The organism is Candidatus Burkholderia verschuerenii, from assembly GCF_001189365.1.
GTDB classification, from domain to species: domain Bacteria; phylum Pseudomonadota; class Gammaproteobacteria; order Burkholderiales; family Burkholderiaceae; genus Caballeronia; species Caballeronia verschuerenii.
Genome location: NZ_LFJJ01000069.1, coordinates 1 through 26,862, shown reverse-complemented (window position 1 = coordinate 26,862; position 26,862 = coordinate 1). Strand labels below are relative to the sequence as shown.

Annotated in this window: 21 protein-coding genes, 3 tRNA genes and 6 pseudogenes; 25 read left to right on the top strand and 5 right to left on the bottom strand. The window is 63.0% G+C overall.

Annotated elements, in window-relative coordinates:
- Positions 1 to 37: 37 nt before the first annotated feature.
- The 3 genes and pseudogenes from imuA (at position 38) to BVER_RS14060 (ending at position 5,894) form a co-directional block, all read left to right on the top strand.
- Positions 38 to 895, top strand: a complete 858-nt coding sequence (imuA, locus tag BVER_RS14070; protein WP_157056067.1) for a translesion DNA synthesis-associated protein ImuA — start codon at positions 38 to 40, stop codon at positions 893 to 895.
- Complete coding sequence (locus BVER_RS14065; protein ID WP_198155257.1) at positions 780 to 2,426, top strand: Y-family DNA polymerase; 1,647 nt, start codon at positions 780 to 782, stop codon at positions 2,424 to 2,426. The genes imuA and BVER_RS14065 overlap by 116 nt, the downstream gene beginning before the upstream one ends.
- Positions 2,427 to 2,454: 28 nt before the next feature.
- A pseudogene (locus BVER_RS14060) lies at positions 2,455 to 5,894 on the top strand (error-prone DNA polymerase).
- 2 nt (positions 5,895 to 5,896) lie between these two features.
- Here the strand turns inward: BVER_RS14060 and BVER_RS14055 are convergent.
- Positions 5,897 to 6,826: pseudogene (locus BVER_RS14055) on the bottom strand (dTDP-4-dehydrorhamnose reductase family protein).
- Positions 6,823 to 7,029: a cation transporter gene (locus BVER_RS14050; protein WP_050453837.1), complete on the bottom strand. Its 207-nt coding sequence runs from the start codon at positions 7,027 to 7,029 to the stop codon at positions 6,823 to 6,825. Before BVER_RS14050 ends, BVER_RS14055 begins: the two are co-directional and overlap by 4 nt.
- A 99-nt stretch (positions 7,030 to 7,128) precedes the next feature.
- Here BVER_RS14050 and cueR point away from each other — a divergent pair, with 99 nt between their 5' ends.
- Both cueR and BVER_RS31570 read left to right on the top strand, forming a co-directional pair.
- Entirely contained in the window at positions 7,129 to 7,569 is a 441-nt protein-coding gene (cueR, locus tag BVER_RS14045) for a Cu(I)-responsive transcriptional regulator (protein ID WP_050453836.1), read from the top strand.
- A 182-nt stretch (positions 7,570 to 7,751) separates the two neighbouring features.
- Positions 7,752 to 7,898 carry a DUF3563 family protein gene (locus tag BVER_RS31570; protein WP_157056066.1) on the top strand — a complete coding sequence of 49 codons (147 nt, stop codon included), beginning with the start codon at positions 7,752 to 7,754 and terminating at the stop codon, positions 7,896 to 7,898.
- A 112-nt stretch (positions 7,899 to 8,010) separates the two neighbouring features.
- Here the strand turns inward: BVER_RS31570 and copM are convergent, their stop codons facing one another.
- Positions 8,011 to 8,403, bottom strand: a complete 393-nt coding sequence (copM, locus tag BVER_RS14040) for a CopM family metallochaperone (RefSeq protein WP_050453835.1) — start codon at positions 8,401 to 8,403, stop codon at positions 8,011 to 8,013.
- Between the two features lie 100 nt (positions 8,404 to 8,503).
- Between copM and BVER_RS14035 the strand changes: the two genes are divergently transcribed.
- On the top strand, positions 8,504 to 8,893 hold the full coding sequence (locus tag BVER_RS14035) for a hypothetical protein (protein ID WP_050453834.1): 390 nt from the start codon (positions 8,504 to 8,506) through the stop codon (positions 8,891 to 8,893).
- On the opposite strand, the gene BVER_RS14030 is transcribed toward BVER_RS14035, so the two are convergent.
- Positions 8,864 to 9,709 carry a 23S rRNA (adenine(2030)-N(6))-methyltransferase RlmJ gene (locus BVER_RS14030; protein WP_050453833.1) on the bottom strand — a complete coding sequence of 282 codons (846 nt, stop codon included), beginning with the start codon at positions 9,707 to 9,709 and terminating at the stop codon, positions 8,864 to 8,866. The genes BVER_RS14035 and BVER_RS14030 overlap by 30 nt on opposite strands.
- A gap of 281 nt (positions 9,710 to 9,990) precedes the next feature.
- On the opposite strand from BVER_RS14030, the pseudogene BVER_RS14025 reads away from it, so the two are divergent.
- The 15 genes and pseudogenes from BVER_RS14025 (at position 9,991) to BVER_RS13960 (ending at position 23,508) form a co-directional block, all read left to right on the top strand.
- A pseudogene (locus tag BVER_RS14025) lies at positions 9,991 to 10,786 on the top strand (3-hydroxybutyrate dehydrogenase).
- Positions 10,787 to 10,800: 14 nt separating this feature from the next.
- Positions 10,801 to 12,002, top strand: a pseudogene (locus tag BVER_RS14020) (DUF3734 domain-containing protein).
- Between the two features lie 118 nt (positions 12,003 to 12,120).
- A complete protein-coding gene (locus tag BVER_RS14015) occupies positions 12,121 to 12,603 on the top strand; it encodes a low molecular weight protein-tyrosine-phosphatase (protein WP_050453832.1) in 483 nt (160 codons plus the stop codon).
- Positions 12,604 to 12,717: 114 nt separating this feature from the next.
- Entirely contained in the window at positions 12,718 to 13,245 is a 528-nt protein-coding gene (gene iscR / locus BVER_RS14010) for a Fe-S cluster assembly transcriptional regulator IscR (RefSeq protein WP_050453831.1), read from the top strand.
- A gap of 82 nt (positions 13,246 to 13,327) precedes the next feature.
- Positions 13,328 to 14,551, top strand: a complete 1,224-nt coding sequence (locus tag BVER_RS14005; RefSeq protein ID WP_050453830.1) for an IscS subfamily cysteine desulfurase — start codon at positions 13,328 to 13,330, stop codon at positions 14,549 to 14,551.
- A gap of 48 nt (positions 14,552 to 14,599) precedes the next feature.
- Positions 14,600 to 15,028, top strand: coding sequence for a Fe-S cluster assembly scaffold IscU (iscU, locus tag BVER_RS14000; RefSeq protein ID WP_050453829.1), 429 nt, complete (start codon positions 14,600 to 14,602; stop codon positions 15,026 to 15,028).
- Positions 15,029 to 15,100: 72 nt separating this feature from the next.
- Positions 15,101 to 15,424: an iron-sulfur cluster assembly protein IscA gene (gene iscA / locus BVER_RS13995; protein ID WP_050453841.1), complete on the top strand. Its 324-nt coding sequence runs from the start codon at positions 15,101 to 15,103 to the stop codon at positions 15,422 to 15,424.
- A gap of 82 nt (positions 15,425 to 15,506) precedes the next feature.
- Complete coding sequence (gene hscB / locus BVER_RS13990; RefSeq protein WP_050453828.1) at positions 15,507 to 16,037, top strand: Fe-S protein assembly co-chaperone HscB; 531 nt, start codon at positions 15,507 to 15,509, stop codon at positions 16,035 to 16,037.
- A gap of 42 nt (positions 16,038 to 16,079) precedes the next feature.
- On the top strand, positions 16,080 to 17,939 hold the full coding sequence (hscA, locus tag BVER_RS13985; RefSeq protein ID WP_050453827.1) for a Fe-S protein assembly chaperone HscA: 1,860 nt from the start codon (positions 16,080 to 16,082) through the stop codon (positions 17,937 to 17,939).
- A 31-nt stretch (positions 17,940 to 17,970) separates the two neighbouring features.
- Positions 17,971 to 18,312 (top strand): ISC system 2Fe-2S type ferredoxin, encoded by a 342-nt coding sequence (gene fdx, locus BVER_RS13980; protein ID WP_050453826.1) that lies wholly within the window; start codon positions 17,971 to 17,973, stop codon positions 18,310 to 18,312.
- Positions 18,313 to 18,326: 14 nt separating this feature from the next.
- The gene (gene iscX, locus BVER_RS13975; RefSeq protein WP_050453825.1) at positions 18,327 to 18,524 is read left to right on the top strand and encodes a Fe-S cluster assembly protein IscX; all 198 of its coding nucleotides are present in this window, start codon (positions 18,327 to 18,329) and stop codon (positions 18,522 to 18,524) included.
- A 366-nt stretch (positions 18,525 to 18,890) separates the two neighbouring features.
- Entirely contained in the window at positions 18,891 to 19,025 is a 135-nt protein-coding gene (locus BVER_RS36275; protein WP_370444252.1) for a twin-arginine translocation signal domain-containing protein, read from the top strand.
- Positions 19,026 to 19,121: 96 nt separating this feature from the next.
- Positions 19,122 to 21,719 carry a xanthine dehydrogenase family protein molybdopterin-binding subunit gene (locus BVER_RS13970; protein WP_370444253.1) on the top strand — a complete coding sequence of 866 codons (2,598 nt, stop codon included), beginning with the start codon at positions 19,122 to 19,124 and terminating at the stop codon, positions 21,717 to 21,719.
- Positions 21,716 to 22,277 (top strand): annotated as a pseudogene (locus tag BVER_RS13965) ((2Fe-2S)-binding protein). Before BVER_RS13970 ends, BVER_RS13965 begins: the two are co-directional and overlap by 4 nt.
- Positions 22,274 to 23,508, top strand: a pseudogene (locus tag BVER_RS13960) (c-type cytochrome). The pseudogenes BVER_RS13965 and BVER_RS13960 overlap by 4 nt, the downstream one beginning before the upstream one ends.
- 57 nt (positions 23,509 to 23,565) lie before the next feature.
- Here the strand turns inward: BVER_RS13960 and BVER_RS13955 are convergent.
- Positions 23,566 to 24,498 carry a patatin-like phospholipase family protein gene (locus tag BVER_RS13955; RefSeq protein WP_232316542.1) on the bottom strand — a complete coding sequence of 311 codons (933 nt, stop codon included), beginning with the start codon at positions 24,496 to 24,498 and terminating at the stop codon, positions 23,566 to 23,568.
- A 178-nt stretch (positions 24,499 to 24,676) separates the two neighbouring features.
- Between BVER_RS13955 and gltX the strand changes: the two genes are divergently transcribed.
- From gltX to BVER_RS13935, 4 genes are all read left to right on the top strand, one after another.
- Positions 24,677 to 26,086 carry a glutamate--tRNA ligase gene (gene gltX / locus BVER_RS13950; protein ID WP_050453824.1) on the top strand — a complete coding sequence of 470 codons (1,410 nt, stop codon included), beginning with the start codon at positions 24,677 to 24,679 and terminating at the stop codon, positions 26,084 to 26,086.
- Between the two features lie 137 nt (positions 26,087 to 26,223).
- Positions 26,224 to 26,299: transfer RNA gene (locus tag BVER_RS13945), tRNA-Ala, on the top strand.
- A 162-nt stretch (positions 26,300 to 26,461) separates the two neighbouring features.
- Positions 26,462 to 26,537, top strand: a tRNA-Glu gene (locus tag BVER_RS13940).
- A gap of 74 nt (positions 26,538 to 26,611) precedes the next feature.
- A tRNA-Asp gene (locus BVER_RS13935) sits at positions 26,612 to 26,688 on the top strand.
- Positions 26,689 to 26,862: the final 174 nt, after the last annotated feature.

The window sequence follows — 26,862 nt, the reverse complement described above, 5'->3', positions numbered from 1 at the left end:
GCCATGGCGTAAGCCCTCCCGAGGGCAGGTTGACGAACTGGACATTCATCAACTTACACCACGGCCACCCCTGCCTCTGCGCTCCTGCCGCCTCAGCGTTTTTGCACATCATTCTGCACACTACCTGTCGAGCGGTCATCGTGCGCTCGATCTGGCGCTGCCCGGCGCGGGATGGACGCCCGGTTCCGTCACCGAATTGCTAATCGAAGAGGCCGGCGTAGGGGAAATCAGGCTGCTTGCGCGCTCGCTTCGCGAGTTGACTGCGGATAGAGGGCGATCCGTCATCTTTGTCGCGCCGCCTTGGGCGCCGAATCTCGCCGCGTTTCGAGCGATGAATATCCCGACGAACAAACTCGTCTGGGTCAGAGCGCCCGACGATCAGGTGTTGTGGGCCGCGGAGCAGTCGCTGAAGCAGGAAGGGATCGGCGCGGTGTTGATCTGGTTGCCGCAAGCGCGCCCGGAAGCATTGCGACGGCTGCAAGTCGCCACGCAGGAAGCGCAATCGCTGGCTTTTCTGTTCCGGCCGCTCAAGGCCGCAAAGCAATCGTCGGCTGCGCCGCTGCGGATGATCTGCAAGCCGATCCTCCCCGCCAACGCGCAGTCGATGAACCGTCGCGAGTGGATGCAGACCGTCATGCTCGAGATCGACATCATCAAGCGGCGTGGTCCGTTGCTCGGCAAACCGCTGCAATTGCGCCTGCCTGTACAGATGCCCGCGTTGCCCGAACCGATTCGCCGCGCGCATCAGGCGAGGAGAAGCAAAGTACGAGAGGTCAGACATGTTGTGGATAGCGGTGACATTGCCGCTTTTATCGCTCGAAGCAGTCAAGCCGCCATCGATGCCGCCCGCATCGGCGAATTCGACTTCGCCTGGAGCGACATCGACGGCAAATGACGCGCGCGCGACCGATGACGCCGAGCAACCATGCTTCGCGCTTGCCGATCACGCGCGCATCCTGATGCCCGACCTCGTCGCGTTTCGGCTCGGCGTGCGGCCGGGCAGCACGCGTTCGCATGCGTTTGCGCTGGCGCCGCAGTTGACGCTGCTCGCGGTCGATATCGACGAGGAAAAGCGCGCGCTCGAATCCGTCGCGCTGGCGTTGCTCGTGTTTACACCGAAGGTCGTGCTCGCGCACGCCAACACGGTGCTGCTGGAAGTCGGCGCGAGCACGCGGCTGTTCGGCGGATTGCGCGCGTTGTTGTCGAAGGTGACGTCGACGGTGAAAGGCTGCGGCTTCACTTCGCGCATGGGCTGTGCACCGACCGCCTGGGGCGGGTGGCTGCTCGCGCATGCGCGCACGCGTCGCGTGACGCGTCGGGTGCGTATCGTGAAAGAGACGACGCTCGTGCGCGTGCTCGACTCTTTGCCGGTGTCGCTCGTGCCGTCGGCGGAATCGCATGGCAATGTGTTCGAGCAGATCGGCTGCGCGACGCTGGCGGATTTGCGTCGCTTGCCGCGCAAGGGCGTCGCGCGCCGGTTCGGGCCGGGTATCTTGCAGTGGCTCGCGCAGGCGTACGGCCAGGCGGCCGATCCGCGCGAGGCGTTTTGCGCACCGGCATCGTTCGAGGCGCGGCTCGAATTGCAGGCGCGCGTGGACAGCGCCGAGGCGTTGCTGTTCGCATCGCGCCGGCTCGTGCTGCAACTCGTCGGCTGGCTGAGCGCGCATCATGCCGCGGTCAGCAAGTTTTCCTTGCTGCTCGAGCATGAACTGGCCGCGCGTCACGCGCCGAAGACATCGACGCTCGATATCGCGTGGGCCGTGCCGACGCGCGATGCCGACCACATCCTCTGGCTGCTGCGCGAAAAGCTGAATCAGGCGACGCTTGTCGCACCGGTCATCGAAATGAAGCTGTTCGCGGATCAGGTCAGCGAGCACGCGCCACCGTCGGACACGCTGTTTCCCATGCCGACTTCCGACAACGAGTCGATGGCGCAGTTGCTCGAACGTCTGAGCGCGCGGCTCGGCGCGGAAAACGTCGTGCAACTGGTGGAGCGGGACGATCATCGGCCGGAAGCGGCGATGAGCATCGAAGCGTATCAGCCTGCGCGCGAGGCCAAATCCAGACGCGGTAAAAAGACGGAAAAAGCCAAAGAGCCGGCGTCCGAGGAAACGGAAATTGAAGCGGAAGCCGAAGACGCCGAAATCGACGAATCGCTCGAACTTCCCGACCGCGCCGTTCCTTCACAGCCGCGTCCGTGCTGGATTCTCGAAGCGCCGCAAAAGCTGATGTTGCGCAACGAGCGGCCGTACTATCGCCGGCCGTTGAAGCTGATCAGCCGCACGGAGCGCATCGAGGCGGGATGGTGGGACGGCAACGGCGTGCAGCGCGATTACTACGTCGCCGACGGCGACCACGGCCGCATGTTCTGGGTGTATCGCGAGCGGCTGAGCGGTTCGTGGTTCCTGCACGGTTTTTTCGGATGATGACGCGATGGAAGATCTGAGCGACGTCATCGATCTCGGCGGCAGCGGAGAAGGTTCGGTGCTTTCGTCGGCCTTGCTGCCCGACTATGCCGAACTGCATTGCCTGAGCAATTTCTCGTTTCTGCGCGGCGCATCGCATCCACAAGAGCTCGCGATGACGGCGCTCGAGCACGGCTATACCGCGCTTGCGATCACGGACGAATGCTCGCTCGCGGGCGTCGTGCGCGCGCATGTGGCGATCGAGGATATCGAAGCCGCGGCGGATGCCGAAGCCAAAGCCGCGCAGGATGCAGGCCGGCCGTTGCCGAAACGACGCACGTTGAAGCTGATCATCGGCAGCGAACTGCATCTCACCGATGCCGATGGCGCGCCGTTCTGCACGCTGATCGCGCTCGCGACCAATCGCACGGGATACGGCAATCTGTCCGAGCTGATTTCGCTGGCGCGCTCGCGTTCGCCGAAGGGCAGCTATCGGATCGTGCCGGAGGATTTCACCGATCCCGCCGCCTCGTCCGGCGCGCTCGATGCAACGGACTTGCGTAGCGATATCGCGCATCTGAAGCATTTGCCCGATTGCCTGCTGATCCTCGTGCCGCAGCGCGCGGCGACGCTCGCCGAGACGCTCGATCGAGCGCACTGGCTGGCGAGTTTCGCGGCCGGACGCGCGTGGCTCGCGCTGGAGTTGTGGCAGGACGGCAGCGACGACGAACGGCTCGCCGCCACGCGCGTCATTTCCGAGGCGAGCGGTTTGCCGTTGATCGCGGCAAGCGGCGCGCTGATGCACGCGCGCTCGCGCAAGCCTTTGCAGGACACGCTGACGTCGATCCGCATCGGCCGGCCGCTCGCCGCGTGCGGTTATGCGCTCGAAGCGAACGCGGAGCGGCATCTGCGCACGCGTCTGCGTATCGGCGCGCTGTATCCGAAAGAAGCGATTGCCGAGACGCTGAAGGTGGCGTCGCGCCGCACGTTCCGGCTCGATGAACTGAAGTACGAATATCCCGAGGAACTCGTGCCGCGCGGCGAAACGCCCGCGAGTTATCTGCGCAAACTGGTGATGGCCGGCGCACTCAAACGCTGGCCGAACGGGCTCGATGCCCACACGATCGCGACCATCGACAAGGAGTTGGAACTCGTCGCCGATCTGGAATACGAGAAGTATTTCCTGACGGTCCACGATATCGTCGCGTTCGCGCGCGGTCGCCATATCCTGTGTCAGGGGCGCGGGTCGGCGGCCAATTCGGTCATCTGCTATTGCCTGTATGTGACCGAAATCAATCCGGTCGAGATGAACATGCTGGTCGAACGCTTCATCTCGCGCGCCCGCAACGAACCGCCGGATATCGATGTCGATTTCGAGCATCAGCGGCGCGAGGAAGTCATCCAGTACATCTATCGGAAGTACGGGCGGCATCGGGCATCGCTGGCGGCGTCGGTCATCACGTATCACACGCGCAGCGCGCTGAAGGACGTCGGCCGCGCGCTCGGGCTGGACGCGTCGTTGATCGAGCGCATCGGCAAGTCGCAGCAATGGTGGGACGGGCCGTCGGCGGTGGCGGGTTATCTGAAGGAAGCGGGCTTCAAGGAGGATTCGCACGTCACGCGGCATCTCATTCGGCTGACGCGTGAACTGCGTGGATTTCCGCGTTATCTGTCGCAGCATGTCGGCGGTTTCGTGATCTCGCGCGAACGCCTGTCGCGGCTCGTGCCGATCGAAAACGCCGCGATGAAAGACCGCTGCGTGATCCAGTGGGACAAGGACGATATCGATCAGCTCAAGCTGCTGAAGGTCGACGTGCTCGCGCTCGGCATGTTGTCGGCGATTCGCCGCGCGCTCGAATTCGTGGCGCTCAGGCGTGGCATCCCCGATTTCGGCGTGAGCCATATTCGCCGCGAGGACAAGGCGGTCTACGAGATGTGCTGTCGCGCGGATACCGTCGGCGTGTTTCAGATCGAATCGCGCGCGCAGCAGGGCATGCTGCCGCGCTTGCGGCCTCAGACGTATTACGACCTCGTGATCGAAGTGGCGATCGTGCGGCCGTGACCGATTCAGGGCGGCATGGTGCATCCTTATCTGCGTCGCAAGCAGGGTCTGGAAAAGGTAAGTTATCCGAAAGACGAGCTGCTTCCCGTGTTGGGCCACACGCTCGGCGTGCCGATCTTTCAGGAACAGGTGATGAAACTCGCGATGGTCGCCGCAGGCTATTCGGCGGAACAGGCCGATCAGCTTCGTCGCGCAATGGCCGCGTGGCGGCGCAGCGGCAATCTGGAGAAGTATCAGGCCGATCTCACGGCGAAAATGCTCGCACGCGGTTACGAGGAGGAGTTCGCGTCGCGCGTGTGCAAGTAGATCGAGGGCTTCGGCGAATATGGCTTTCCGGAAAGTCATTCGGCGAGTTTCGCGCTGCTCGTTTATATCAGCGCGTGGATCAAGCGTTACGAACCGGCGGCGTTTCTGGCGGGCTTGCTGAACAGCCAGCCGCTCGGTTTCTATTCGCCGTCGCAACTCGTGCAGGATGCGCGTCGTCACGGCGTGCAGGTTTTCGCGCCGGATGTGTCGTTGAGCGACTGGGAATCGGTACTCGAAAAAGCGCCGGGCACGGGCGAGCGCGTCATGCCCGACGAAGCGACGGAGCAGCGTCGTCAGCAGTTTTATGTCACGCCCACGCCGCCGCAGATTTTCAGAAAGACCATGCGGCGCGGCGCGCGCAAACTGAAAACGCGCATCGGTTTGTCTCCCGCGAAATTCGGCGCGCGCGGGCCGGGCGTGCGCATTGGTCTGCAACTGATCAAGGGTTTGTCGCAGGCGGCGGCCGAACGCGTCATGGCCGCGCGCGCTGGCGCCTTTCGCCGATGTCGACGATCTCGCGCGTCGCGCGGCGTTATCGCGCCGCGAACTCGAAGCGCTCGCCGCCGGCAATGCGCTGGCGAGCATCGCGGGACATCGGCGGCAAGCGTGGTGGGCGGTGACCGCGCAGCAGCGCGCGCCGGAACTGCTGCGCGACGCGCCGATGCCCGAAGCGCAACTCGTCTTGCCGCAAGCATCGGAAGGCCGCGAAATCGTCGACGATTACGCGAGTCTCGGGCTCACGCTCAATCGTCATCCGCTGGCCTTGCTGCGCGAACGGCTTGTGCAGATGCGCTTCAAGACCGCCGCGGAGCTGGGCAACGTGCGCAACGGGCGCTTCGTATGCGCGTGCGGCATCGTGACGGTGCGCCAGCGGCCGGGCACGGCGAACGGCACGATCTTCGTATCGATCGAGGACGAGACGGGTTCCATCAACGTGATCGTCTGGCCGGGGCTCGTCGAGAAGCAACGCAAGGTGTTGCTGGGCGCGTCGCTGCTCGGCGTGCACGGCGTCTGGCGTCTGGCAGAAGGAGGGCGACGTGTGGCATCTGGTGGCGCAGCGGCTCGAGGATCACAGCGCGTTGCTGGGACGTCTGTCCGCGTCGAGCCGCGATTTTCACTGAAATCAGCGCGGCGGCAGGTCGGGATAGTTCGCGAGGAGCGTCGTCAGCGCGGCATCGAACGGCGTGCGTCGGCCGATGCCGAGCGCTTCCAGCCGGTCCGAATCGAGATGACAGTCGCGCGGACGCGGCGTCGAATCGGTCGGCGTGCGCTGCGCGACGAGTTTCGCATCGACCTTCAGCACGCGCGCGATCCGTTCGGCGATATCGAACTTCGTCATCGGTTCGTCGCCCGACCATTGCGCGATGCCCGCGACCGGCCGGCCTGTCGCGCGGAGTTCGAGCATCTGACGGATCACCACGGCGACATCCGGCGTGTAGGTCGGATAGCGCGTGGCCCATGCATCCATCGTGGCGGGCGAACTATCCGCTCCGGCCGATGCAACGATCGCGGGCGTCAGGCTCGTCACCGCCGATTCGCTCCAGTCGACGCACGGCCCGTAAAGCAGCGGCAGACGCAGTACGCACGACGCGGGATCGGCGGCGAGCAGCGCGCGCTCGCCTTCGAGCTTGCTGCGGCCGTACGCGTTGAGCGGCGCGGGTGCATCGTCGGGAAGGTAGGGCGGCGATGCGCCGTCGAACACGTAGTCGGTCGAGATCGACAACACCCATGAACCCAGCGCGCGCGCCTCGACGGCGATGGCCGCGAGCGCGTCCACATTCAGCGCCCGCGCGAACGCGGGATCGTTCTCGCAGACATCCGGGCGGCGCTCGGCCGCCGCGACGACGATCGCATCCGGCGCTTCGGCCTACAGAAAGGTGCGCAAGGCATCGTGATTGCAGATGTCGAGGCCCACGCTGTCCGCGTCGGCGCGACGATGCGCGGTGCGCACGACCCGCCAGCCGTCGATGCCCGCCAACTCCTTCGCGACGGCTCGCCCCAGCAAACCGGACGCACCGATCAGCGCGACCGTGAGCGGCTTGCCCGCGGTCATGCCGACGTCGTGCCGAGCACGGTATAGCTCGCTTCGTCGATGGCTTCCTTGAGCGCATCGGTGGTTTGCGTCGATTCGACCGCGACCTTGCCGCTCGCCAGATCGACTTTCACCTGCGCTTGCGGATCGATCTCGTGGATCGAGCGCGTGACGGCGGCGACGCAATGTTGGCAACTCATGCCCTGAACTTCGAATTCGGTCATTCCGGTACCCCTCTTGAAAAGGATTCGATTGACGACATCGTATATCTTGCCATGATGGGAAGGTGTAGAGTCGGAGCGAGAATTTTAAATGAGCGGCGAATGAACATTGGCGAAGCGGCCCGCGCATCGGGCGTCACGGCGAAGATGATCCGCTATTACGAGAGCGTCGGCCTGCTGAACCCGGTCGGGCGCAAGTCCTCGGGGTATCGCGTCTACGGCGCGCAGGAAGTGCATGTGCTGCGCTTCGTGCGGCAGGCGCGGAGGCTGGGATTTCTCGTCGAGGATATTCGCAAGTTACTGGCGCTTTGGCAGGACCGGTCGCGGGCGAGCGCGGAGGTCAAGTCGATTGCGCTGGAACATGTCGCCGAACTCGACCGGCGGATCGCCGAACTGACGGACATGCGCGACACGCTGTCGCGGCTTGCGTTGAGCTGCCACGGCGACGATCGCCCCGGTTGCCCGATTCTGGATGGTCTGGCCGACCAATTGCACGATAATGGTGCAAAAGTACGGGCGTGCTGCGAGCATCAGGCGAATTAGAACTGATAAATCAGTGGTTTGCACGATTTTGGCGCGCGCACCGTTTCGCAACACTATGCACAGTGTTCAAGCATTTCGCTTGCACACTGCCAAAATTCTTCGCTATACCTCGGGTTATCCCTTACCAGGTAATCCCTGACCCGAATTCAAGCCAGGGACTTGCGAAATCTCTGGAGTACATCATGTTTGCAATCATTCTCGAAAAACTGAGCATTTGGTTCGAAGCCGCTGAACAACGCCGTCGTGAAGAATATCTGGCGCAATCGTCGGATGTCGTTCAGCTCGAAAAGCGTATCCGCGCGCTCGAAACGAACGGCTACAATATCTAAGCCGTAGCCAGGCCAGCGCCCTCGGTAGCGCCGAATACCGAAAGCAAAAAGCCCCGCATCGCGGGGCTTTGTCGTTCTTGCTGCGTTCTTCGCGCTTTGCGCGTTACGCGCATTACTTTTGCGGATGCGCCGCCAGCCACTTCTTCATAAACGCGATTTCCTTGTCCTGCGCGGCGATGATGTCTTTCGCCAGCTTGCGCAGTTGCGCGTCCTTGCCGTACTTCAGTTCGACCTTCGCCATTTCCACCGCGCCTTCGTGATGCGGAATCATATGCGCGACGAAATCGCGATCGGCGTCGCCCGTGTACTGAATGTTCGACATGCCCGACATCATCGAATGATCGGCGGCCTGGAACGCGGCGGTCGACGGCGAATCGGACTCAGCCGCCGGCTTGTCCATTTTTATGCCGGGCATGCTGTCGTGCGAGGGCGCGGCGGTCTGGGCGAAAGCGGTGGCGCTGCACAGCGCGGTGACGAGGGCAAGCAGGGTCGTTGTTCGTTTCATCTTTGCTCCAGGGAAAGCCGGTTGTGTGTCGAAACGCCTAGCCTAAAGCTTGCCACCGGGGTAAGGTAAAGCCGTTTTCGTCTACAGAAAAGAGCGAACGATGCGGGGCCACATCAATGATTCGACGAAGAAAACGGCGTGCGCGTGCTTCGCGCTCGCACTTTGTCTGAGCGTCGCGCAGACGGCGTTCGCTAAGCCCGGCGGCGAGCCGCTGATTCTCGATACGGAAACCGGCATTCATAGCGGCGTACCCGGCACGGTGCTGCAAACCGCGTCGCTCAATTCGTCCGGCATGGTCCAGATGGATACCTTGCCCATTCTTCAACAGCAGGAACAGCAACCGATTGTAGTCTCGCCGTACGTCGAGTATCCGACGGGGCAGAACAGTACGTCGTCGTCGGGATACAGCGGCGGGCGTCGGCGCGCACCGCAAACGCCTTACCTACCCTTGAGCCGCGTATCAATCCGCGCGATGTTCGAGCTTGAATGAAGCCTGCGCGTCCTCGCCGAGCGTATCGACGAGAAAAGGCAGCGATTCTTTCAACGCAGCCGCCAGCGTGTACGGCGAATTCAGCACGAACATGCCGCTGCCGAACAGGCCGAAACCGTCCGTGGGCGGCGCTTTGACCGTGAGCGTGGCGTGCAGCCAGCCGTTCGGCTGGATCGCCTTCAACTGATCGCCGAAACGCTGCGACTCCATGCGCGTGACGAGCGGATACCAGACGGCGTACGTGCCCGTCGCAAAGCGCTTCAGACATTCCTCCAGACACGTCAGCGTGCGCGCGTAATCGCGCTTGTCCTCGTATGACGGATCGATCAGCGTCAGCGCGCGGCGCGGCGCGGGCGGTAAGATCGCCTTGATGCCGTCGAAGCCGTCGCCTTCGTAGATCATCGTGCGATGGCCGGCATCGCGGAAGTTGTGGCGCAGCACGTCGATTTCCGTGCTGTGCATCTCGTACAAACGCATGCGGTCCTGTTCGCGAATCTGCCAGTAAGCGAGATAGGGCGAACCGGGATAGAACCGCAAATCGCCATCCGGATTCAGCGCTTTCACTTCGTCGACATAATCGGCGACGAGCATCGGCAGGTCCGCGCGGTCCCACAGGCGGCCGATGCCCGTATCGAACTCGGCGTTCTTGGTTGCGAAACCCTCGGTCAGCGAGTAGACGCCCGCACCGGCGTGCGTATCGATATACCAGTACGGCTTGTCCTTCTGGCCGAGATAACGAAGCATTTGCACGACGATGGCGTGTTTCAGCACATCGGCGTGATTGCCCGCGTGGAAAGCGTGACGGTAACTGAGCATGACGATAAGCCCGACAAGAGCAATGAAACGTGTTGTAGGCGAAGGCGCGCGAAGGGCATCTATTTTAGCCGAGGGCCCGGCGGCGCCATTGCTGCAGAGCAGCGAATGCTTCATGCACAATAAACTTCTCGGGCAGTCGGGGCCAGTCAGCCAAAAGTCATATGCATTTTCACAGGCGTTTCGACTTCCCACGTTAATTTCCTTATGCCGATCGGCCAGCTTGCCGGCAATCGGCGTCGCATGGTGTCATTCACCTCATTCATCAGCGGATTGGAGGTTTCATGTCACAGAACAGCAAACTCGACGGAAAGACCGCGGTCGTCACGGGAGCGGCCAGCGGCATTGGCCGCGCCATCGCGCTCACGCATCGCCGATACGGGCGCGGCGGTCGCCATCGCTGATCTGAATCAGTCGGGCGCGGATGCCGTTGCCGAAGAGATTCGCGGCAAGGGCGGCCGTGCGATCGGCGTCGCGATGGACGTCACGAAGGAGGAGGCCGTCAATCAGGGCATCGACCGAGTGGCGGCGGAATTTGGCTCGGTGGATATCCTTGTGTCGAACGCGGGCATCCAGATCGTCAATCCGATCGAAAACTACGCGTATTCCGACTGGAAAAAGATGATGGCGATCCACGTCGACGGCGCGTTTCTCACGACCAAGGCCGCGCTCAAGCACATGTACAAGGACGATCGCGGCGGCGTGGTGATCTACATGGGTTCGGTGCATTCGCACGAAGCGTCGCCGCTCAAATCGGCTTACATGACGGCGAAGCACGGTCTGCTGGGACTCGCGCGCGTGCTCGCGAAGGAAGGCGCCAAGCACAACGTGCGCTCGCATGTCGTGTGTCCGGGCTTCGTGCGCACGCCGCTGGTCGACAAGCAGATTCCCGAGCAGGCGAAGGAGCTCGGCATCAGCGAGGAAGAAGTCGTCAAGCGCGTGATGCTCGGCGGCACCGTGGACGGCGTGTTCACCACGGTCGAGGATGTCGCGCAGACGGTGCTGTTCCTGTCCGCGTTCGAGACGGCCGCGCTCACAGGGCAATCGTTTGTCGTCAGCCACGGCTGGTTCATGCAATAAGGAGGCGGCGACGCATGGCGGAAAACGACAACAGCGAAAACGCCGCGCAAGCGGCGAAGGCGCAGCGGCGCATCGATCTGCCGCTTTACGAAACGATCGCGCTGACGCTGCAGGGCGGCGGCGCGCTCGGCGCGTATCAGGCGGGCGTGTATCAGGGCTTGCACGAGGTCGGCATTCATCCGAACTGGATCGCGGGCATTTCGATCGGCGCGCTCAATACGGCGATCATCGCGGGCAACGCGCCCGAGCATCGCGTGATGCGGCTGCTCGAATTCTGGGAGACGATCTGCCAGCCCGCGTTCGGTCTGCCGATTCCGGCCGTCGTCGAACGCGCGCTGTTCGATTCCGCCGATGCCGTGCGCAAGGCGTTCACGGCCATGCAGGCGGTCGGCGCGCTCGTCGAAGGGCAGAAGGGCTTTTTCGTGCCGCGCTTTCCGCCGCCATCGCCGATCACCTCCGGTTCGCCGCAAACCGCGAGCTATTACGACACCACGCCGCTCAAGGCGACACTCGAGCGCCTGTGCGATTTCGATCGCATCAATTCGGGCGAGACACGCGTGTCGGTCGGCGCGGTGAACGTGGCAACCGGCAACTTTGCGTACTTCGACAACACGCGAATCAAGCTGCGCGCGGAGCATTTCATCGCGTCGGGCGCGCTGCCGCCGGGCTTTGCGGCGGTCGAAATCGACGGCCAGTTCTACTGGGACGGCGGTCTGATGTCGAACACGCCGCTCTACGAAATCGCGCAAGCCACGCCGCGCCGCGATACGCTCGCGTTTCAGGTCGATCTCTGGAGCGCGCGCGGGCCGGTGCCGGACAATATCGTCGACGTGATGGGGCGCGTGAAGGACGTGCAGTTTTCCAGCCGCACGCGCCTGGTCACGGATCAGATGCAGCGCGCGCAGCGCTATCGAAACGTGCTGCGGCATGTGCTCGATCTGCTGCCCGACGATGTTTGCAAGAGCGACGAATGGTGCAAGCTCGCGGAAGAACTGGCGTGCTCGAAGCACTACAACATCGTCCATCTGATCTACCGGCACAAGGAATACGAAGGGCATTTCAAGGACTATCAGTTCGGCTTTTCGACGATGCGCGAACACTGGGCGAGCGGACTCGAAGATATCCGCCGCACGCTTACGCATCGCGACTGGCTGGAGAGATGCCGAACAACGAGTCGCGCTTCGTGACGCACGATATCCACCGCGATGGCCGCTGAGGTCGATGCGAACGCCGTGATACCGGCAATTCGGGCGCGTTTTCGCGCCCGTTTGTATAATTCGGGACGCATTTTCGGGCTGCTCGCGGCTACCATCAAACGACTTCCCCCTGTCCCGATGAACTCGATCGCCGTCTGTTTCGTCTGTCTCGGCAACATCTGCCGCTCGCCCAGCGCGGAAGCGGTGATGCGCGATCTCGTCGAGCAGGCGAAGCTGTCGGAGCGCATCGTGATCGATTCGGCGGGCACGGGCGACTGGCATATAGGCGACGCGCCCGACGAGCGCGCCCAGCACGCGGCGAAGAAGCGCGGCTACGATCTTTCCGCCTTGCGCGGACGCCAGATCGCCGCCGCCGACTTTTCGCGCTTCGACCTGTTTCTCGTGATGGACGATTCCAACGCCGCCGCATTGACCGCGATCTGTCCCCCGGACCAGCGCGACAAGATTCGTTTGCTGATGGAATTCGCCACGCGCGACGACAGTCGCGTGATCGTCGATCCGTACTTCGGCGGCGAGGAAGGTTTCGAACGCGCGCTCGACCAGTGCGAGGACGCCTGCGAAGGCTTGCTGAAGGCGCTGCGGGCCCAACTGGTCGTCTGAACCCGGCGCGATCGGTCAGTTAATTGCCTACATATTTTGACCGCATACTTGACTAAAACTGTGGGCTATTTATACTTGATAAAAACCATCGAGTATTAACGGTTAGCCCCCATCATGAGACTCACCACGAAAGGCCGTTTCGCCGTCACGGCGATGATCGACCTGGCATTGCGCCAGGAGCAGGGCCCGGTGACGCTGGCAGGCATCAGCCAGCGCCAGCGCATCTCGCTGTCCTACCTCGAACAACTGTTCGGCAAGTTGCGGCGGCATGAAATCGTCGAATCGGTTCGCGGACCGGGCGGCGGTTACAACCTCGCGCGCCGGGCGGAAAACGTCACGGTGGCCGACATCATCATCGCGGTCGACGAACCGATCGACGCCACGCAATGCGGCGGCAAGGGCACGTGCGAAGGCACCAAGCAGCACGACGGCCACTGCATGACGCATGAACTGTGGGCGACGCTCAACCAGAAGATGGTCGAGTACCTCGATTCGGTGTCGCTGAAAGATCTGGTCGACCAGCAGCGCGCCCGCGAAGGTTCGGCGGCGGTGCTGCGCGATCGTCGCGCCGAGTCCGCGAATGTCGAGGCCACGCGCGTGGTGCCGAAAGGACCGAATTCCATTTTCAATCTGGCCGGCTGACGCGCGCCGCCGCGCACGGAACGTCCGATGCGCGGAATGAGCGACCTTGCCAGAGCATTGACCGATTTTCCCGGAGCGATTGATGATTAACGATATTCCCCACCTGCCCATTTACATGGATTACAGCGCGACGACCCCGGTCGATCCGCGCGTGGTGGACAAGATGATTCCGTATCTTCGCGAGCAGTTCGGCAATCCGGCCTCGCGCAGCCACCAGTACGGCTGGGATGCGGAGCGTGCGGTCGAGGAAGCGCGCGAGAACGTCGCGGCGCTCGTTAATTGCGATCCGCGCGAGATCATCTGGACGTCGGGCGCGACCGAGTCGGACAACCTCGCCATCAAGGGCGCGGCGCGTTTCTACAAGAGCAAGGGTAAGCATCTCATCACGGTGAAGACCGAGCACAAGGCCGTGCTCGACACCATGCGCGATCTCGAACGCGAAGGCTTCGAAGTCACGTATCTGGACGTGAAGGACGACGGTCTCATCGACCTCGACGTGCTCAAGGCGGCGATTCGCTCGGACACGATCCTCGTCTCCGTGATGAACGTGAACAACGAAATCGGCGTGATTCAGGACATCGCCGCGATCGGCGAGATCACGCGCGAGAAGGGCATCATTTTCCACGTTGATTCAGCGCAGGCCACCGGCAAGATCGAAATCGATCTGCAGAAGCTGAAGGTCGATCTGATGTCGTTCTCGGCGCACAAGACGTACGGCCCGAAGGGCATCGGCGCGTTGTACGTGCGCCGCAAGCCGCGCGTGCGGATCGAGGCGCAGATGCACGGCGGCGGTCACGAGCGCGGCATGCGTTCGGGGACGCTTGCCACGCACCAGATCGTCGGCATGGGCGAAGCGTTCCGGCTCGCGCGCGAGGAAATGGCGACGGAAAACGAGCGCATCCGCATGCTGCGCGACCGTCTGATGAAGGGCCTGCAAGAGATCGAAGAGGTGTACGTCAACGGCGACATGGAAAGCCGCGCGCCGCACAACCTCAATATCAGCTTCAATTTCGTCGAAGGCGAATCGCTGATCATGGCGGTGAAGGATGTCGCGGTGTCGTCGGGTTCGGCGTGCACGTCGGCGTCGCTGGAGCCGTCGTACGTGCTGCGCGCGCTCGGCCGCAACGATGAACTCGCGCACAGCTCGATCCGCTTCACCGTCGGCCGTTTCACGACGGAACAGGACGTCGATTACGTGATCAACCTGCTGAAGGGCAAGATCGCGAAGCTGCGCGATCTGTCGCCGCTGTGGGAAATGCACAAGGACGGCATCGACATCTCGAGCATCCAGTGGGCCGCGCACTAAGCACGACGCGCGGGCTGCACGACATCGAATACACGGAGAATTTGCATCATGGCTTATAGCGACAAGGTTCTGGATCACTACGAAAACCCGCGCAACGTCGGTTCGTTCGCCAAGGACGACGACACGGTCGGCACCGGCATGGTCGGCGCACCGGCTTGTGGCGACGTGATGAAGCTGCAAATCCGCGTCGGCGCGGACGGCGTGATCGAAGACGCGAAGTTCAAGACCTACGGCTGCGGTTCGGCGATCGCATCGAGCTCGCTCGTCACCGAATGGGTGAAGGGCAAGACGCTCGACGAAGCAATGTCGATCAAGAACACGCAGATCGCCGAAGAACTGGCGCTGCCGCCGGTGAAGATTCACTGCTCGATTCTCGCGGAAGACGCGATCAAGGCAGCGGTCGCCGACTACAAGCAGCGCCACGGCGCGGCGGCGCCCGCAGCAGCGGAAGCCGAATCGAAGCAGGCAGCGGCGTAAATCAGGAACATGGACGCCATGACGCATGGCGTTCCGATGCAGCAAAAAAAGCGCGAAGAGAAGCGAAAGACTATGGCAATCACGTTGACGGATAAAGCAGCGCAGCATGTGCAGAAGTATCTGACGCGACGTGGCAAGGGCGTCGGTTTGCGCCTGGGCGTGCGCACGACGGGCTGTTCGGGTCTCGCGTACAAGCTCGAATATGTCGATGAACTCGCACCGGAAGACACGGTGTTCGAAACGTCGGGCGTGAAGATCGTGATCGATCCGAAGAGTCTTCCGTATCTCGACGGCACCGAACTGGACTTCGCGCGCGAAGGCCTGAACGAAGGCTTCAAGTTCAACAATCCGAACGCGAAGGACGAGTGCGGCTGCGGCGAGTCGTTCCGCGTCTGATGCGGACAGCGCCGGCAGCATCGGCAAAAGAGGCGGCGCGTGCCGCCTTTTTCATTCGCGCACACTGATTACACGCACGCTCATGGCTTCCCTGAACGACAGTCACTTCGAACTCTTCGATCTGCCGTCCAAATTCGCCGTCGAACCGCAGAAGCTCGACGATGCGTATCGCACGGTGCAGGCGCAAGTGCATCCGGACCGCTTCGCATCGGCGGGCGATGCGCAACGGCGTCTCGCGATGCAATGGGCCACGCGCGCGAACGAGGCGTATCAGACGCTGCGCGATCCGTTGAAGCGCGCGCGCTACATGCTGTCGCTGCGCGGCATCGACGTCGGCGCGGAGAACAACACCGCGATGGAACCGGCCTTTCTGATGCAGCAAATGGAATGGCGCGAAAATATCGAGGATGCCGCGAGCGCGAAGAATATCGGCGCGCTCGAAGCGCTGCTCGACGAATTGCGCGACGAAGAACGCGTGCGTTTCACCAAGCTCGAAGCGCTGATCGACAGTCAGTCGGATCAGGCGGCGAGCGAAGCAGTGCGGCAGTTGATGTTCATCGAGCGCGTGGCGACGGAGATCGGCGCGCAAATCGAGCGGCTGGAGCACGCCTGAGGTACAAGGTAGCTCGCCGCGCATAACCCCATAAGACCAACGATGGCTTTACTGCAAATCTCAGAACCCAGCCAGGCGCCGCATCAGCGGCGCTTGGCAGTCGGCATCGATCTCGGCACCACGAACTCGCTCGTGGCGGCAGTGCGCAACAGCGTGCCCGAAGCGCTGCCCGACGAAGATGGCCATGTGCTGCTGCCGTCGGTTGTGCGCTATCTGGAGAAGGGCGGCCGGCGTATCGGCCGGATCGCGAAGGAAGAGGCGGTTATCGATCCGCGCAATACGATCGTGTCGGTCAAGCGCTTCATGGGCCGCGGCAAGAGCGAAGTCGAGTGTGCGGAGAACGCGCCGTACGACTTTATCGACGCGCCCGGCATGGTGCAGATCCGTACCGTCGACGGCGTGAAGAGCCCGGTCGAAGTGTCGGCGGAAATCCTCGCGACGCTGCGCTATCGCGCGGAAGACACGCTGAGCGAGGACCTCGTCGGCGCGGTGATCACCGTGCCCGCTTATTTCGACGAAGCGCAACGTCAGGCCACGAAAGATGCCGCGAAACTCGCGGGCCTCAACGTGCTGCGTCTCTTGAACGAGCCGACGGCGGCGGCGATCGCCTACGGTCTGGATAACGGCGCGGAAGGTTTGTACGCCGTCTACGATCTCGGCGGCGGCACCTTCGATCTGTCGATTCTCAAGCTCACCAAAGGCGTCTTCGAAGTGCTCGCAGCGGGCGGCGATTCCGCGCTCGGCGGCGACGATTTCGATCACGCGCTGTATCGCCATGTGCTCGCGGAAGCGGGCGTCGCGCTCGATGCGCCGGAAGACGTGCGTCTGATGCTCGATCGCGTGCGCACGGCGAAGGAAGCGCTGTCCGATGCGCCCGAAACGCGCGTGCAGGCGACGCTTTCGACGGGACGCGAAATCGACGTCGCCGTGACGGAAGCGCAGTTCGCCGCGATTACCGAAGCGCTCGTCACCCGCACGCTCGGCCCGACGAAGAAGGCGCTGCGCGATGCGAAAGTCACGCCGAAGGACATCAAGGGCGTCGTGCTGGTCGGCGGCGCGACGCGCATGCCGGTGATTCGCCGCGCGGTCGAGACGTACTTCGGCCAGCCGCCGCTCGTCAATCTCGATCCCGATCAGGTCGTTGCACTCGGCGCGGCCATTCAGGCCGATCTGCTGGCGGGCAACCGTCGCGGCGAAGGCGACGACTGGCTGCTGCTCGACGTGATTCCGCTGTCGCTCGGCGTCGAAACGATGGGCGGTCTGACGGAAAAGATCATCCCACGCAATTCGACCATTCCGACCGCGCGCGCGCAGGATTTCACGACCTTCAAGGACGGCCAGACGGCGATGGCGATTCACGTCGTGCAGGGCGAGCGCGAGCTCGTGTCCGATTGCCGGTCGCTCGCGCGCTTCGAGCTGCGCGGCATTCCGCCGATGGCGGCCGGCGCGGCGCGCATCCGTGTGACGTATCAGGTCGACGCGGATGGTCTCTTGTCCGTGTTCGCGCGCGAGCAGACGTCGGGCGTGGAGGCATCGGTGGTGGTGAAGCCGTCCTACGGTCTCGCCGATGACGACGTCGCTCGCATGCTGGAAGAGAGCTTCAAGACCGCCGACGTCGACATGCGCGCCCGCGCGCTGCGCGAGGCGCAGGTCGAAGCGCAGCGTCTGGTCGAAACGACGCAGGCCGCGCTGGACGTGGACAGCGAACTGCTCGACGACGACGAACGCGCGCAGATCGACATCTTGGCTTCGCAACTCGCCGCGATCATGAAGGGCGATTCGCCCGAGCAGATCGAAGAGGCGATCAAAACGCTCGCCGTCGCCACCGACGAATTCGCCGCGCGCCGCATGAACAAGAGCATCCGGCGCGCGCTCGCGGGCCGCAAGCTCGACGACGTCTGATCATCGAAACACACTGTATTCACGGAAAACCATGCCTCAAATCGTTGTGCTGTCTCACGTTGAGCTTTGCCCGGACGGCGCGGTGATCGACGCCGATCTCGGCAAGAGCATCTGCGACAACCTGCTGGATAACGGTATCGAGATCGAGCACGCCTGCGAGAAATCGTGCGCGTGCACGACGTGCCACGTCATCATTCGCGAGGGCTTCAACGCGCTCGAGCCGTCCGAGGAACTCGAGGACGATCTGCTCGACAAGGCGTGGGGCCTGGAACCGACTTCGCGGTTATCATGTCAGGCAATGGTGCCCGCCGACGAGGATCTGGTGGTGGAGATCCCGCGCTACACCATTAACCACGCCAAGGAAAATCACTGACAGGAGGCTCGCCCATGAAGTGGACAGATACTCAGGAGATCGCGATGGCGCTGACCGACGCGCATCAGGATATCGATCCCCAATATGTGCGTTTCACGGACCTGCATCGCTGGATCACCGAACTCGAAGGCTTCGACGACGATCCGCAAAGCTCCAACGAAAAGATTCTCGAAGCAATTCAGGTGGCGTGGATCGAAGACGCGGATTATTGATCGCGTCGGACTTGTCTCGATAAACGGCGGCTTCTCGCGAAGCCGCCGTTTTTGTTTCCGCGCGCCGTGCCGTGCAGTGGCATGCAGCGCTCATGCGTGCAATCAATTTTCACATCCGCGCGCAACAGTTCCCATCTTTGACAGATCTTGACGTCGCTCAAGCCCTGATCCTTTTCCCCGCGACTTAGAATCGCGCTCGCTGCGAGTCGGCAGCCTATGCCGATCGGCCATGCCCTGCATCCGGCCCGAATCGCCCGCGTGGCGATGTTTCGCATTGCATACAAATTTCTACAAAGCCGTGCCCGATGCGGCGTGCGGCCGTCCCGACGCGGACGAGCCTGCGGCGATCAACTGAAGGAGAAGTACATGGGGAAACTCGGCCTCTCGCGTCGTGGTTTTCTGAAGGCGGGCGCGCTCGCGGGTGTCTCGGTGTTCGTCGCGCCGCTCGGCAGCCGCGCGTTCGCCGCGTTGTTCGAAGAGAAAATCCTCACGCCCGTGTAATGGAATGCCGTCAATGGCGACGCGAAATTCCGCATCGACGGAATCGCTAAGGTGACCGGCGCGAAAGTGTTCGCGCGCGACGTCCGCGCCACCGACATGCCGCACTGGCCGCAGCAGCAGTCGCACGCGTTCATCCTGCGCACGACGCTCGCCGATCGCACGTTCGAGGGCATCGATCTGTCCGCGCTCGATGCCGCCGGTCTCGCGCCGGATCGCATCGTCACGGCGGACGATCTCGCGCGCGACAAACTCGCGTTCCCCGCGTTCTACGGCGACGACATGCTGCTGCCGAAGGGCAAGACGCCCGCGTATCTCGGCCAGGCCGTCGCGATGCTGATTTATCACGACTTCGCACGCTTCCGTTTCGCCAAGGACACGCTGCAATTCCGCGACGGCGTGATCCGCTACGGCGCGCGAACCGGCCAGCTCGAACGCGATCCGTGGGCGGCGTTCCGCTTCGTGCGCGTCGGCGGCGCCACGCCCTACGACGACGACACGTTTTCGAGCCTGAAAGACACGCCGCTGTTTCCGCACATGATGAAGAAGCGCGAGCCCGTCTGGGCCGGCGCCGACGCGCACGGCAAACTCGACGAGCAGGGCGCGTATCACGCGGAGCAGATCGCCCGCGCGCTCGATCATCCGGCGGACGGCTGGCTGGTCGTCGATCGACAATACCGCACGCAATCGGTCGATACGGCCGCGCTCGAGCCCGACAACGCCAACTGCTGGTACGACGCCGCGACGCAATCGCTGCATATGGTGATTCCGACGCAAGGACCGCACGAAGTGGTCGAAAGCGCGCTCGAAATGACGGCGAAGTCGGCGTTTGCGGTGAAGAATCTGTTCCTGCATCCGTGCTACACGGTGGGTTACGGATCGAAGGATCACTACAACTTTCCGTTCTACGGTCTGGTCGCCGCGATTTACGGCGATGGCCGTCCCGTGCGGCTCGCCAACGATCGCTTCGAGCAGTTCCAGACGTCGCTCAAGCGTCACGCGTTCGACATGCGCTATCGCGTGGCCATCGATAAAAAGAGCGGCCGGATTCAGGCCTTCAAGGGCGATTTCTCGGCGAACGGTGGCGGCCGCTGCAACTTCTCGCCGTCGGTGGCGATGGTCGCCGCGACGGCCGCGCAATCGATCTACTACATCCCGCAAAGCGATCTGACGGCGGTGGCGACATCGTCGCGCGCGGTCGATGCCGGTTCGGCGCGCGGTTACGGCACGCTGCAAAGCATGGCCGCAACCGAAATGATAATGGACGATATCGCCGAGCAATGGCGTATCGATCCGATCGAATTGCGTCTGAAGAACGTGATGCGCACGGGCATGAAAAACACTCAGGGCGCGATCCCGGCCGGCGCGGTGCGCGCCGAAGACGTGCTGTTGCGCGCGCAGGCGCATCCGCTGTGGACCAGGCGCGTGCAGCGCAAGGCCGAGTACGAGACCGCGCATCCGGGCATGCGTTATGGCGTGGGTTTCGCCTGCACGCAGAAGGACTTCGGCACCGGCGCGGAAAGCGCGTTCGCGCGCGTCGAGTTCGCGGCCGACGGACGTATCGCGCTGTATCACTCGGGCGCGGAAATCGGCACGGGCGCGTCGACCGCGCAGGCGCTCGCGATCGCGAAGTGGCTCGGCAAGCCCGCCGCCGAAGTGCATATGGCGATCAACGACTGGGCGGATCTGCCGGTCGTGACGAGCGGCAATCCGTACATCATGTCGCAGGCGGAGCAGGATCGGCTGAGCGCGAATCCGCGCTGGTCGCCCGATTATATGTCGCCAGCGAGCGCGACGAATTCGGCCTACTACTTCACGCACGCCACGCGCGAAGCGGCGCGGGTCGTGTTCCGTCATGGCCTGTGGCCCGCCGCGATGGCGATCTGGTCGCACGGCATCGGCGGCGGACAGGCGGCGTCGTTCGTGGTGCGTATCGAGGATGCGCGCTGGATCGACGGCAAGCTCACCGCGGACGGGCTCGAACCGCTCGCCTACGAGCGGCTGGTGCAGAAGGCGCACGAACTCGGTCTCGTGACGGGCGCGATCGTGCACACGTTCAATCGCTGGCAATGGAACGAAGCGCAGTTCGATATCGGCGGTCAGGTCGAGCAGTTTCCGGTCGACGGTCTGTCGGTGCGCTTCGGCAGCGGCAGCGGCGCGGGGAAGAACGGCAAGATCACGGCGAACGGCTATAGCGTGCTCGATCGCAAAAAAGTGTTCATCGCGCCGGTGCAGCGCAACAACGCGTCGGTCACGTATTACAGCGCGCTCGGCACGCTCGTCGAACTCGCGGTGAACGAGGCGAGCGGCAAGGTCGAATTGTTGTCGCATCACTCGATCATGGAATGCGGCAACAAGCTTTCGCCGCAACTCGTATCGGGCCAGTTGCAGGGCGGCCTCGCGATGGACATCGGCCACGCGCTGCACGAATATCTGCCGCTGTACGAAGACGGTCCCGGCAACGGCACCTGGAATTTCAACCGCTATCACTTGCCGCGCGCGAGCGATGTCGCGGTATGGACGCAGACCGGCGACGTGCTGCCGCCGCTGTCCGAAACCGATCCGCCGAAGGGCATCGCCGAAGTCGTGATGATTCTGGTGGTCGGCGCCATCGTCAACGCGATCGCGCATGCGATCGGCCATCGCTTCACCGATCTGCCGGTGACGCCGCAAAACATTCAGGAGGTGCTGGCATGACGCCCGCTCAAACTTCGGCGGGCGTCGAAACGCGCTCGCTCTCGATGACCATCAACGGCAACAAGATCGGCCCGATGCAAGTGCCCGCCGGCCTGCCGATGATCGATTTTCTGCACGAATACGCCGGCCTGACGGGTTCGCGACTCGGTTGCGGACAAGGCATCTGCCACGCGTGCGTGGTGATCGTCGATGGCGCGGACGGCGTCAGCGAGGAAGTGCGCATCTGCATCAACGGCGCGCATTTCTTCGACGGCAAGACTGTGCGTACGGTCGAAGCGCAACGAGCAGGGCGAAGTCGTCGCGATGTCGGCGGTGCAGCAGAAGTTTCTGGAGCATTTCAGCTTCCAGTGCGGCTACTGCACGCCGAGCTTCGTCAACGCGACGGTCGTGCTGCTCGAAAAGCTCAAGCGTCAGCCGGTGGCGAAGGACCGGATCGAATCGACCATCATGGACGCGCTCAACGATCACATCTGCCGCTGCACGGGCTACGTGCGCTACTACGAAGCGGTGAAGGATCTGATTCTGTCGACGCCCGGACTCGTGAAGGACCAAGCATGATGGCGTCGATCCTCGCTCGTTACCTTGCACCGCTGGCTTTCGCAGCAGTCGCGCTGACGGGATGCGGCCGGCATGACGACACCTCGCCGCCGCTTAAGAGTTCGCCCGAGCAGATCGCGCGCGGACGCTATCTCGCGCATGCCGCCGATTGCGCCGCGTGTCACACCGCGACGGGGGCGGCGCGCCGTTCGCGGGCGGCGTGAAGCTGGCATCGCAATTCGGCACGTTCTACGGCACGAACATCACGCCGGACCCGGATCACGGCATCGGCAGATGGAATGCGGACGAGTTCTACGGCGCGTTGCACGACGGCGTCGCGCCGCATGGGAAGTTGTATCCGGCGATGCCTTACACCTCGTATCGGCAGATGTCGCGCGAGGACAGCGATGCGATCTACGCGTATCTGATGACGCAGAAGCCCGCGGCCGTGCCGAACGTCGCGCCCGATCTCAAGTTTCCGTACAACGTGCGTTTTGCGGTGCGCTTCTGGGACATGCTGTTCCTGAAAGACGCGTTGCCCGATGCATCGGCGGGACAATCGGCCGACTGGACGCGCGGACGATATCTCGCCAACGCGCTCGGACACTGCGCCGAATGTCATACGCCGCGCGGTGCGTTCGGTCAGCTCGACGCGTCGAAGCCGCTGCAGGGCGGCGTGCTCGGACGCGTCGGCGCGCCGGACATCACGCCGCCCGGGCTCGCGGCGCGCGGCTGGACGGCGAGCGATCTGCAGGTGTTCTTCGCGACGGGCATCGCGAAGCAGGGTTCCGCGTTCGGCGAAATGCATCTGGTGGTGTATCTGAGCACGCAGCATCTGAACGCCGACGATCTGCGCGCACTGTCCACCTACTTGCTCGGCGATGCGCCGGCCGCGCTCGCGTCGCGCGCATCGGTCACGGCCGATGCCGCGCAACTCGCGGCGGGCCGCCATCTGTACCTCGATTCGTGCGCGGGTTGTCACGGCGGCGAAGGGCAGGGCAAGCCGCATGTCGCGGTCGCGATGGACGGCAATTCCACCTTGCGTCAGGCCGATCCGCGCAATCTGATCGTGTCGGTGATGGATGGCATCGAACAGCAGCCGTTCGCGGGCGTCGAAGCGATGCAGGCGATGCCTTCGTTCGCGGGCACGTACAGCGACGAGCAGATCGCGTCGCTGGTGAACTATCTGCGCGCGACCTACGGGGGCCAGTCCGCCGATGTGACGGCGAGCACGGTGAAAGCGCTGCGCTGAGCGCAAACGACAAGGCCACGCGATGCGTGGCCTTTTTACTTCAAACGCCGAAGAGAATCAGACGCGCACGCCGCGATCCGCGAGCTGGCGCTGAAGCGTCGGCCACATCTTCGACACCGCTTCCTCGCCAGCGAGAATCGACGCGTTGCGCTGGATGAAGTCGCTGCTGCTCATCGCGGCGAGATTCGGGCGGATGACGGCATCCGCGTATTTGTCGAGTTCGTAGGCCTTGATCGTCTGGCCCATGATGGTGAAGGTCTGCATCAGCACGTCGAACGAGCTCGACGTGAGCGCGTTTTCCGGACGCGACGAGATATCGACCGCGATCACGAAATCCGCGCCCATCTTGTGCGCGAACGCGGCGGGCACCGGACTCACCAGTCCGCCGTCGACATACTCGTGATCGCCGATTTTCACCGGCTCGAAGATCGACGGCACGCTGCACGACGCGCGCACCGCGACGCCCGTGTTGCCGCGCTGGAACAGGATCGGCTGGCCGTTGCGCAGATCGGTCGCGACGATGCCGAGCGGCTTCGCCATTTTCTCGATCGGACGGTTGTCGAGCGTCTTGTTGAGATAGTTCTGCAACGCGACGCCTTGCAGAATGCCGCGCGCGCGAAACGGCATGGCCCAGTCGCTGATCGACGCTTCGTCCATCGTCAGCGCGAGCTTGTTGATCGCGATGCCGTTCATCCCCGACGCATACAGCGCGGCGATCACCGAACCGGCGCTGGTCCCGGCGACGAGGTCGACCTGCACGTTGCGCGCTTCCAGCGCCTTGATCACGCCGATATGCGCGAAGCCGCGCGCCGCATCGCCGCCGAGCGCGAGGCCGATGCGCACCGGACGTTGCGGCTCGGGTTTGGCCGCTGTGGTATTGGTGTTGTTCGACGCGCTCGTGCCGCCGGTAGTCGTGCAGGCGGCAAGAACGGAAGACGCCGCCGCGAGCGAAAACGCGCGGCGCGACGGGCGGAATGACGATGGCTTCAAGTTGAGCTCCAGCGATGCCGCGCGCGTGTCGGGCGGCATTGAGAAAAAGGCGCGCACATCATAAAACAAAGGCGTCCGTCCTGACGGAAAGCGGTCGGCGAGTATAATTTCGTTTCATTTTGAGCAACTTTTCGCGGCGCGCGATCTGCGGGTCGCGTGCTGCATCGAGCAAACAGCAATGACCACCCAAGTCCGTACCCGCTTCGCCCCGAGCCCGACCGGCTTCATCCATCTCGGCAATATCCGCTCCGCGCTGTATCCGTGGGCGTTCGCGCGCAAGATGAAGGGCACCTTCGTGCTGCGCATCGAGGACACGGATCTCGAGCGTTCCAGCGATGCATCGGTCGATGCCATCCTCGAAGGCATGGCGTGGCTCAGCCTCGATTTCGACGAAGGCCCGTTCTATCAGATGCAGCGCATGGACCGCTATCGCGAGGTCGTCGCGCAGATGATGGAAAAGGGCCTCGCGTACCACTGCTACATGTCGACGGAAGAACTCGACGCCTTGCGCGAGCGTCAGCGCGAAGCGGGCGAAAAGCCGCGCTACGACGGCACCTGGCGCCCGGAACCGGGCAAGGTGCTGCCGGCCATTCCGGAAGGCGTGAAGCCCGTGGTGCGCTTCCGCAATCCGCTGACCGGCGCGGTCGCGTGGGATGACGCGGTGAAAGGGCGCATCGAGATTTCCAACGAGGAACTCGACGATCTGGTGATCGCGCGCCCGGACGGCACGCCGACGTATAACTTCTGTGTCGTCGTCGACGATCTCGACATGAAGATCACCCACGTCATTCGCGGCGACGATCACGTGAACAACACGCCGCGTCAGATCAACATCCTGCGCGCACTCGGCGGCGAGGTGCCGGTCTACGCGCATCTGCCGACCGTGCTGAACGAGCAGGGCGAAAAGATGAGCAAGCGCCACGGCGCGATGAGCGTGACGGGCTACCGCGACAACGGCTATCTGCCGGAAGCGGTGGTGAACTATCTCGCGCGCCTCGGCTGGTCGCACGGTGACGCGGAGATTTTCTCGCGCGAGCAGTTCGTCGAATGGTTCGTTCTGGAGCATCTCGGCAAGTCGCCCGCGCAGTACGACCACGACAAGCTCAACTGGCTGAACGCGCATTACATCAAGGAAGCGGACAACGCGCGCCTCGCCGGGCTGGCGAAGCCGTTCCTGCTGGCGGCGGGCATCGACGCGGCGGCGCTCGACGCCGGCGCGCCGCTGGATCGGGTCATCGGGCTGCTGAAGGACCGGGCATCGACGGTGAAGGAAATCGCCGATAACGCCGCGATGTTCTATCGCGAGCCCGTGATCGACGCCGATGCCTTCGCGCAGCACGTCACCGATGCGGTGAAGCCCGCCATCGCCGATTTGCGCACGGCGCTCGTGGACGTCGAATGGAGCAAGGAGGCGATCGCCGCCGCGCTCAAGGCAACGCTCGGCGCGCACAAGCTGAAAATGCCGCAATTCGCGATGCCGGTTCGTCTGCTGGTCGCGGGCACCACCCACACGCCATCGATCGATGCGGTGCTGATGCTGTTCGGTCGCGAGACGGTGCTGGCGCGCCTGGAAAAGGCGGCGGGCTAAAAAATCACTCGACGCGTCAATACCTTGCGCGTGAACGCGTGAAGCGAGTGAAAAAATTTCGCTTCACGCACCAAAAGGTATTTACAACTGCGAAAACGCCCTATATAACCCTATATAATTTCATCTCTGTTCTGCAAGGGGGTATAGCTCAGCTGGGAGAGCGCTTGCATGGCATGCAAGAGGTCAGCGGTTCGATCCCGCTTACCTCCACCAAAGAACAAAGGAAGCGTTGAAAGGCAGTTTTCGAGTCATCGGAAGTCGCAAAAAAACCTTCACAAGATTCTTTAAGTTGTTTAGAATCTTGGTCTTCGCTGATTTGAAGCAACATTGCGTCAGATAAGCGAATAAGCTGTACAGACAGAATCACAAGTTTCTGTCCCCTTCGTCTAGAGGCCTAGGACATCACCCTTTCACGGTGAGTACAGGGGTTCGAATCCCCTAGGGGACGCCAGAACATCGGCGGCTGCTGGTATGGTAAAAGCGCTGCAAGATTCGCCAGTGACGGGCGAGTCGATGAAAAGAAGTGGAGCGGTAGTTCAGTTGGTTAGAATACCGGCCTGTCACGCCGGGGGTCGCGGGTTCGAGCCCCGTCCGCTCCGCCAAACAGCGTTGCAAGACGTAAAGAAATCCAGCCTTCGGGCTGGATTTCTTTGTGCGCCCAGCATGGGCGCACTCTTGCGGGTGCAAGTCGCGCGGCAAGTTGACCACAGCGAGCGAAGTGAAGCGCAACTGCGGAAGGGCGACCGACCGTGGGGAGGAAGCGTGGAGCGAAACTG

What these genes read in the sequence shown, in the direction of transcription:
- BVER_RS14065 (WP_198155257.1), top strand. Translation starts at nt 780, where the DNA reads ATGTTGTGGATAGCGGTGACATTGCCGCTTTTATCGCTCGAAGCAGTC.
- BVER_RS14050 (WP_050453837.1), bottom strand. Translation starts at nt 7,029, where the DNA reads ATGACCGAATTCGAAGTTCAGGGCATGAGTTGCCAACATTGCGTCGCC.
- cueR (WP_050453836.1), top strand. Translation starts at nt 7,129, where the DNA reads ATGAACATTGGCGAAGCGGCCCGCGCATCGGGCGTCACGGCGAAGATG.
- BVER_RS31570 (WP_157056066.1), top strand. Translation starts at nt 7,752, where the DNA reads ATGTTTGCAATCATTCTCGAAAAACTGAGCATTTGGTTCGAAGCCGCT.
- copM (WP_050453835.1), bottom strand. Translation starts at nt 8,403, where the DNA reads ATGAAACGAACAACGACCCTGCTTGCCCTCGTCACCGCGCTGTGCAGC.
- BVER_RS14035 (WP_050453834.1), top strand. Translation starts at nt 8,504, where the DNA reads ATGCGGGGCCACATCAATGATTCGACGAAGAAAACGGCGTGCGCGTGC.
- BVER_RS14030 (WP_050453833.1), bottom strand. Translation starts at nt 9,709, where the DNA reads ATGCTCAGTTACCGTCACGCTTTCCACGCGGGCAATCACGCCGATGTG.
- BVER_RS14015 (WP_050453832.1), top strand. Translation starts at nt 12,121, where the DNA reads ATGAACTCGATCGCCGTCTGTTTCGTCTGTCTCGGCAACATCTGCCGC.
- iscR (WP_050453831.1), top strand. Translation starts at nt 12,718, where the DNA reads ATGAGACTCACCACGAAAGGCCGTTTCGCCGTCACGGCGATGATCGAC.
- BVER_RS14005 (WP_050453830.1), top strand. Translation starts at nt 13,328, where the DNA reads ATGATTAACGATATTCCCCACCTGCCCATTTACATGGATTACAGCGCG.
- iscU (WP_050453829.1), top strand. Translation starts at nt 14,600, where the DNA reads ATGGCTTATAGCGACAAGGTTCTGGATCACTACGAAAACCCGCGCAAC.
- iscA (WP_050453841.1), top strand. Translation starts at nt 15,101, where the DNA reads ATGGCAATCACGTTGACGGATAAAGCAGCGCAGCATGTGCAGAAGTAT.
- hscB (WP_050453828.1), top strand. Translation starts at nt 15,507, where the DNA reads ATGGCTTCCCTGAACGACAGTCACTTCGAACTCTTCGATCTGCCGTCC.
- hscA (WP_050453827.1), top strand. Translation starts at nt 16,080, where the DNA reads ATGGCTTTACTGCAAATCTCAGAACCCAGCCAGGCGCCGCATCAGCGG.
- fdx (WP_050453826.1), top strand. Translation starts at nt 17,971, where the DNA reads ATGCCTCAAATCGTTGTGCTGTCTCACGTTGAGCTTTGCCCGGACGGC.
- iscX (WP_050453825.1), top strand. Translation starts at nt 18,327, where the DNA reads ATGAAGTGGACAGATACTCAGGAGATCGCGATGGCGCTGACCGACGCG.
- BVER_RS36275 (WP_370444252.1), top strand. Translation starts at nt 18,891, where the DNA reads ATGGGGAAACTCGGCCTCTCGCGTCGTGGTTTTCTGAAGGCGGGCGCG.
- BVER_RS13970 (WP_370444253.1), top strand. Translation starts at nt 19,122, where the DNA reads ATGCCGCACTGGCCGCAGCAGCAGTCGCACGCGTTCATCCTGCGCACG.
- gltX (WP_050453824.1), top strand. Translation starts at nt 24,677, where the DNA reads ATGACCACCCAAGTCCGTACCCGCTTCGCCCCGAGCCCGACCGGCTTC.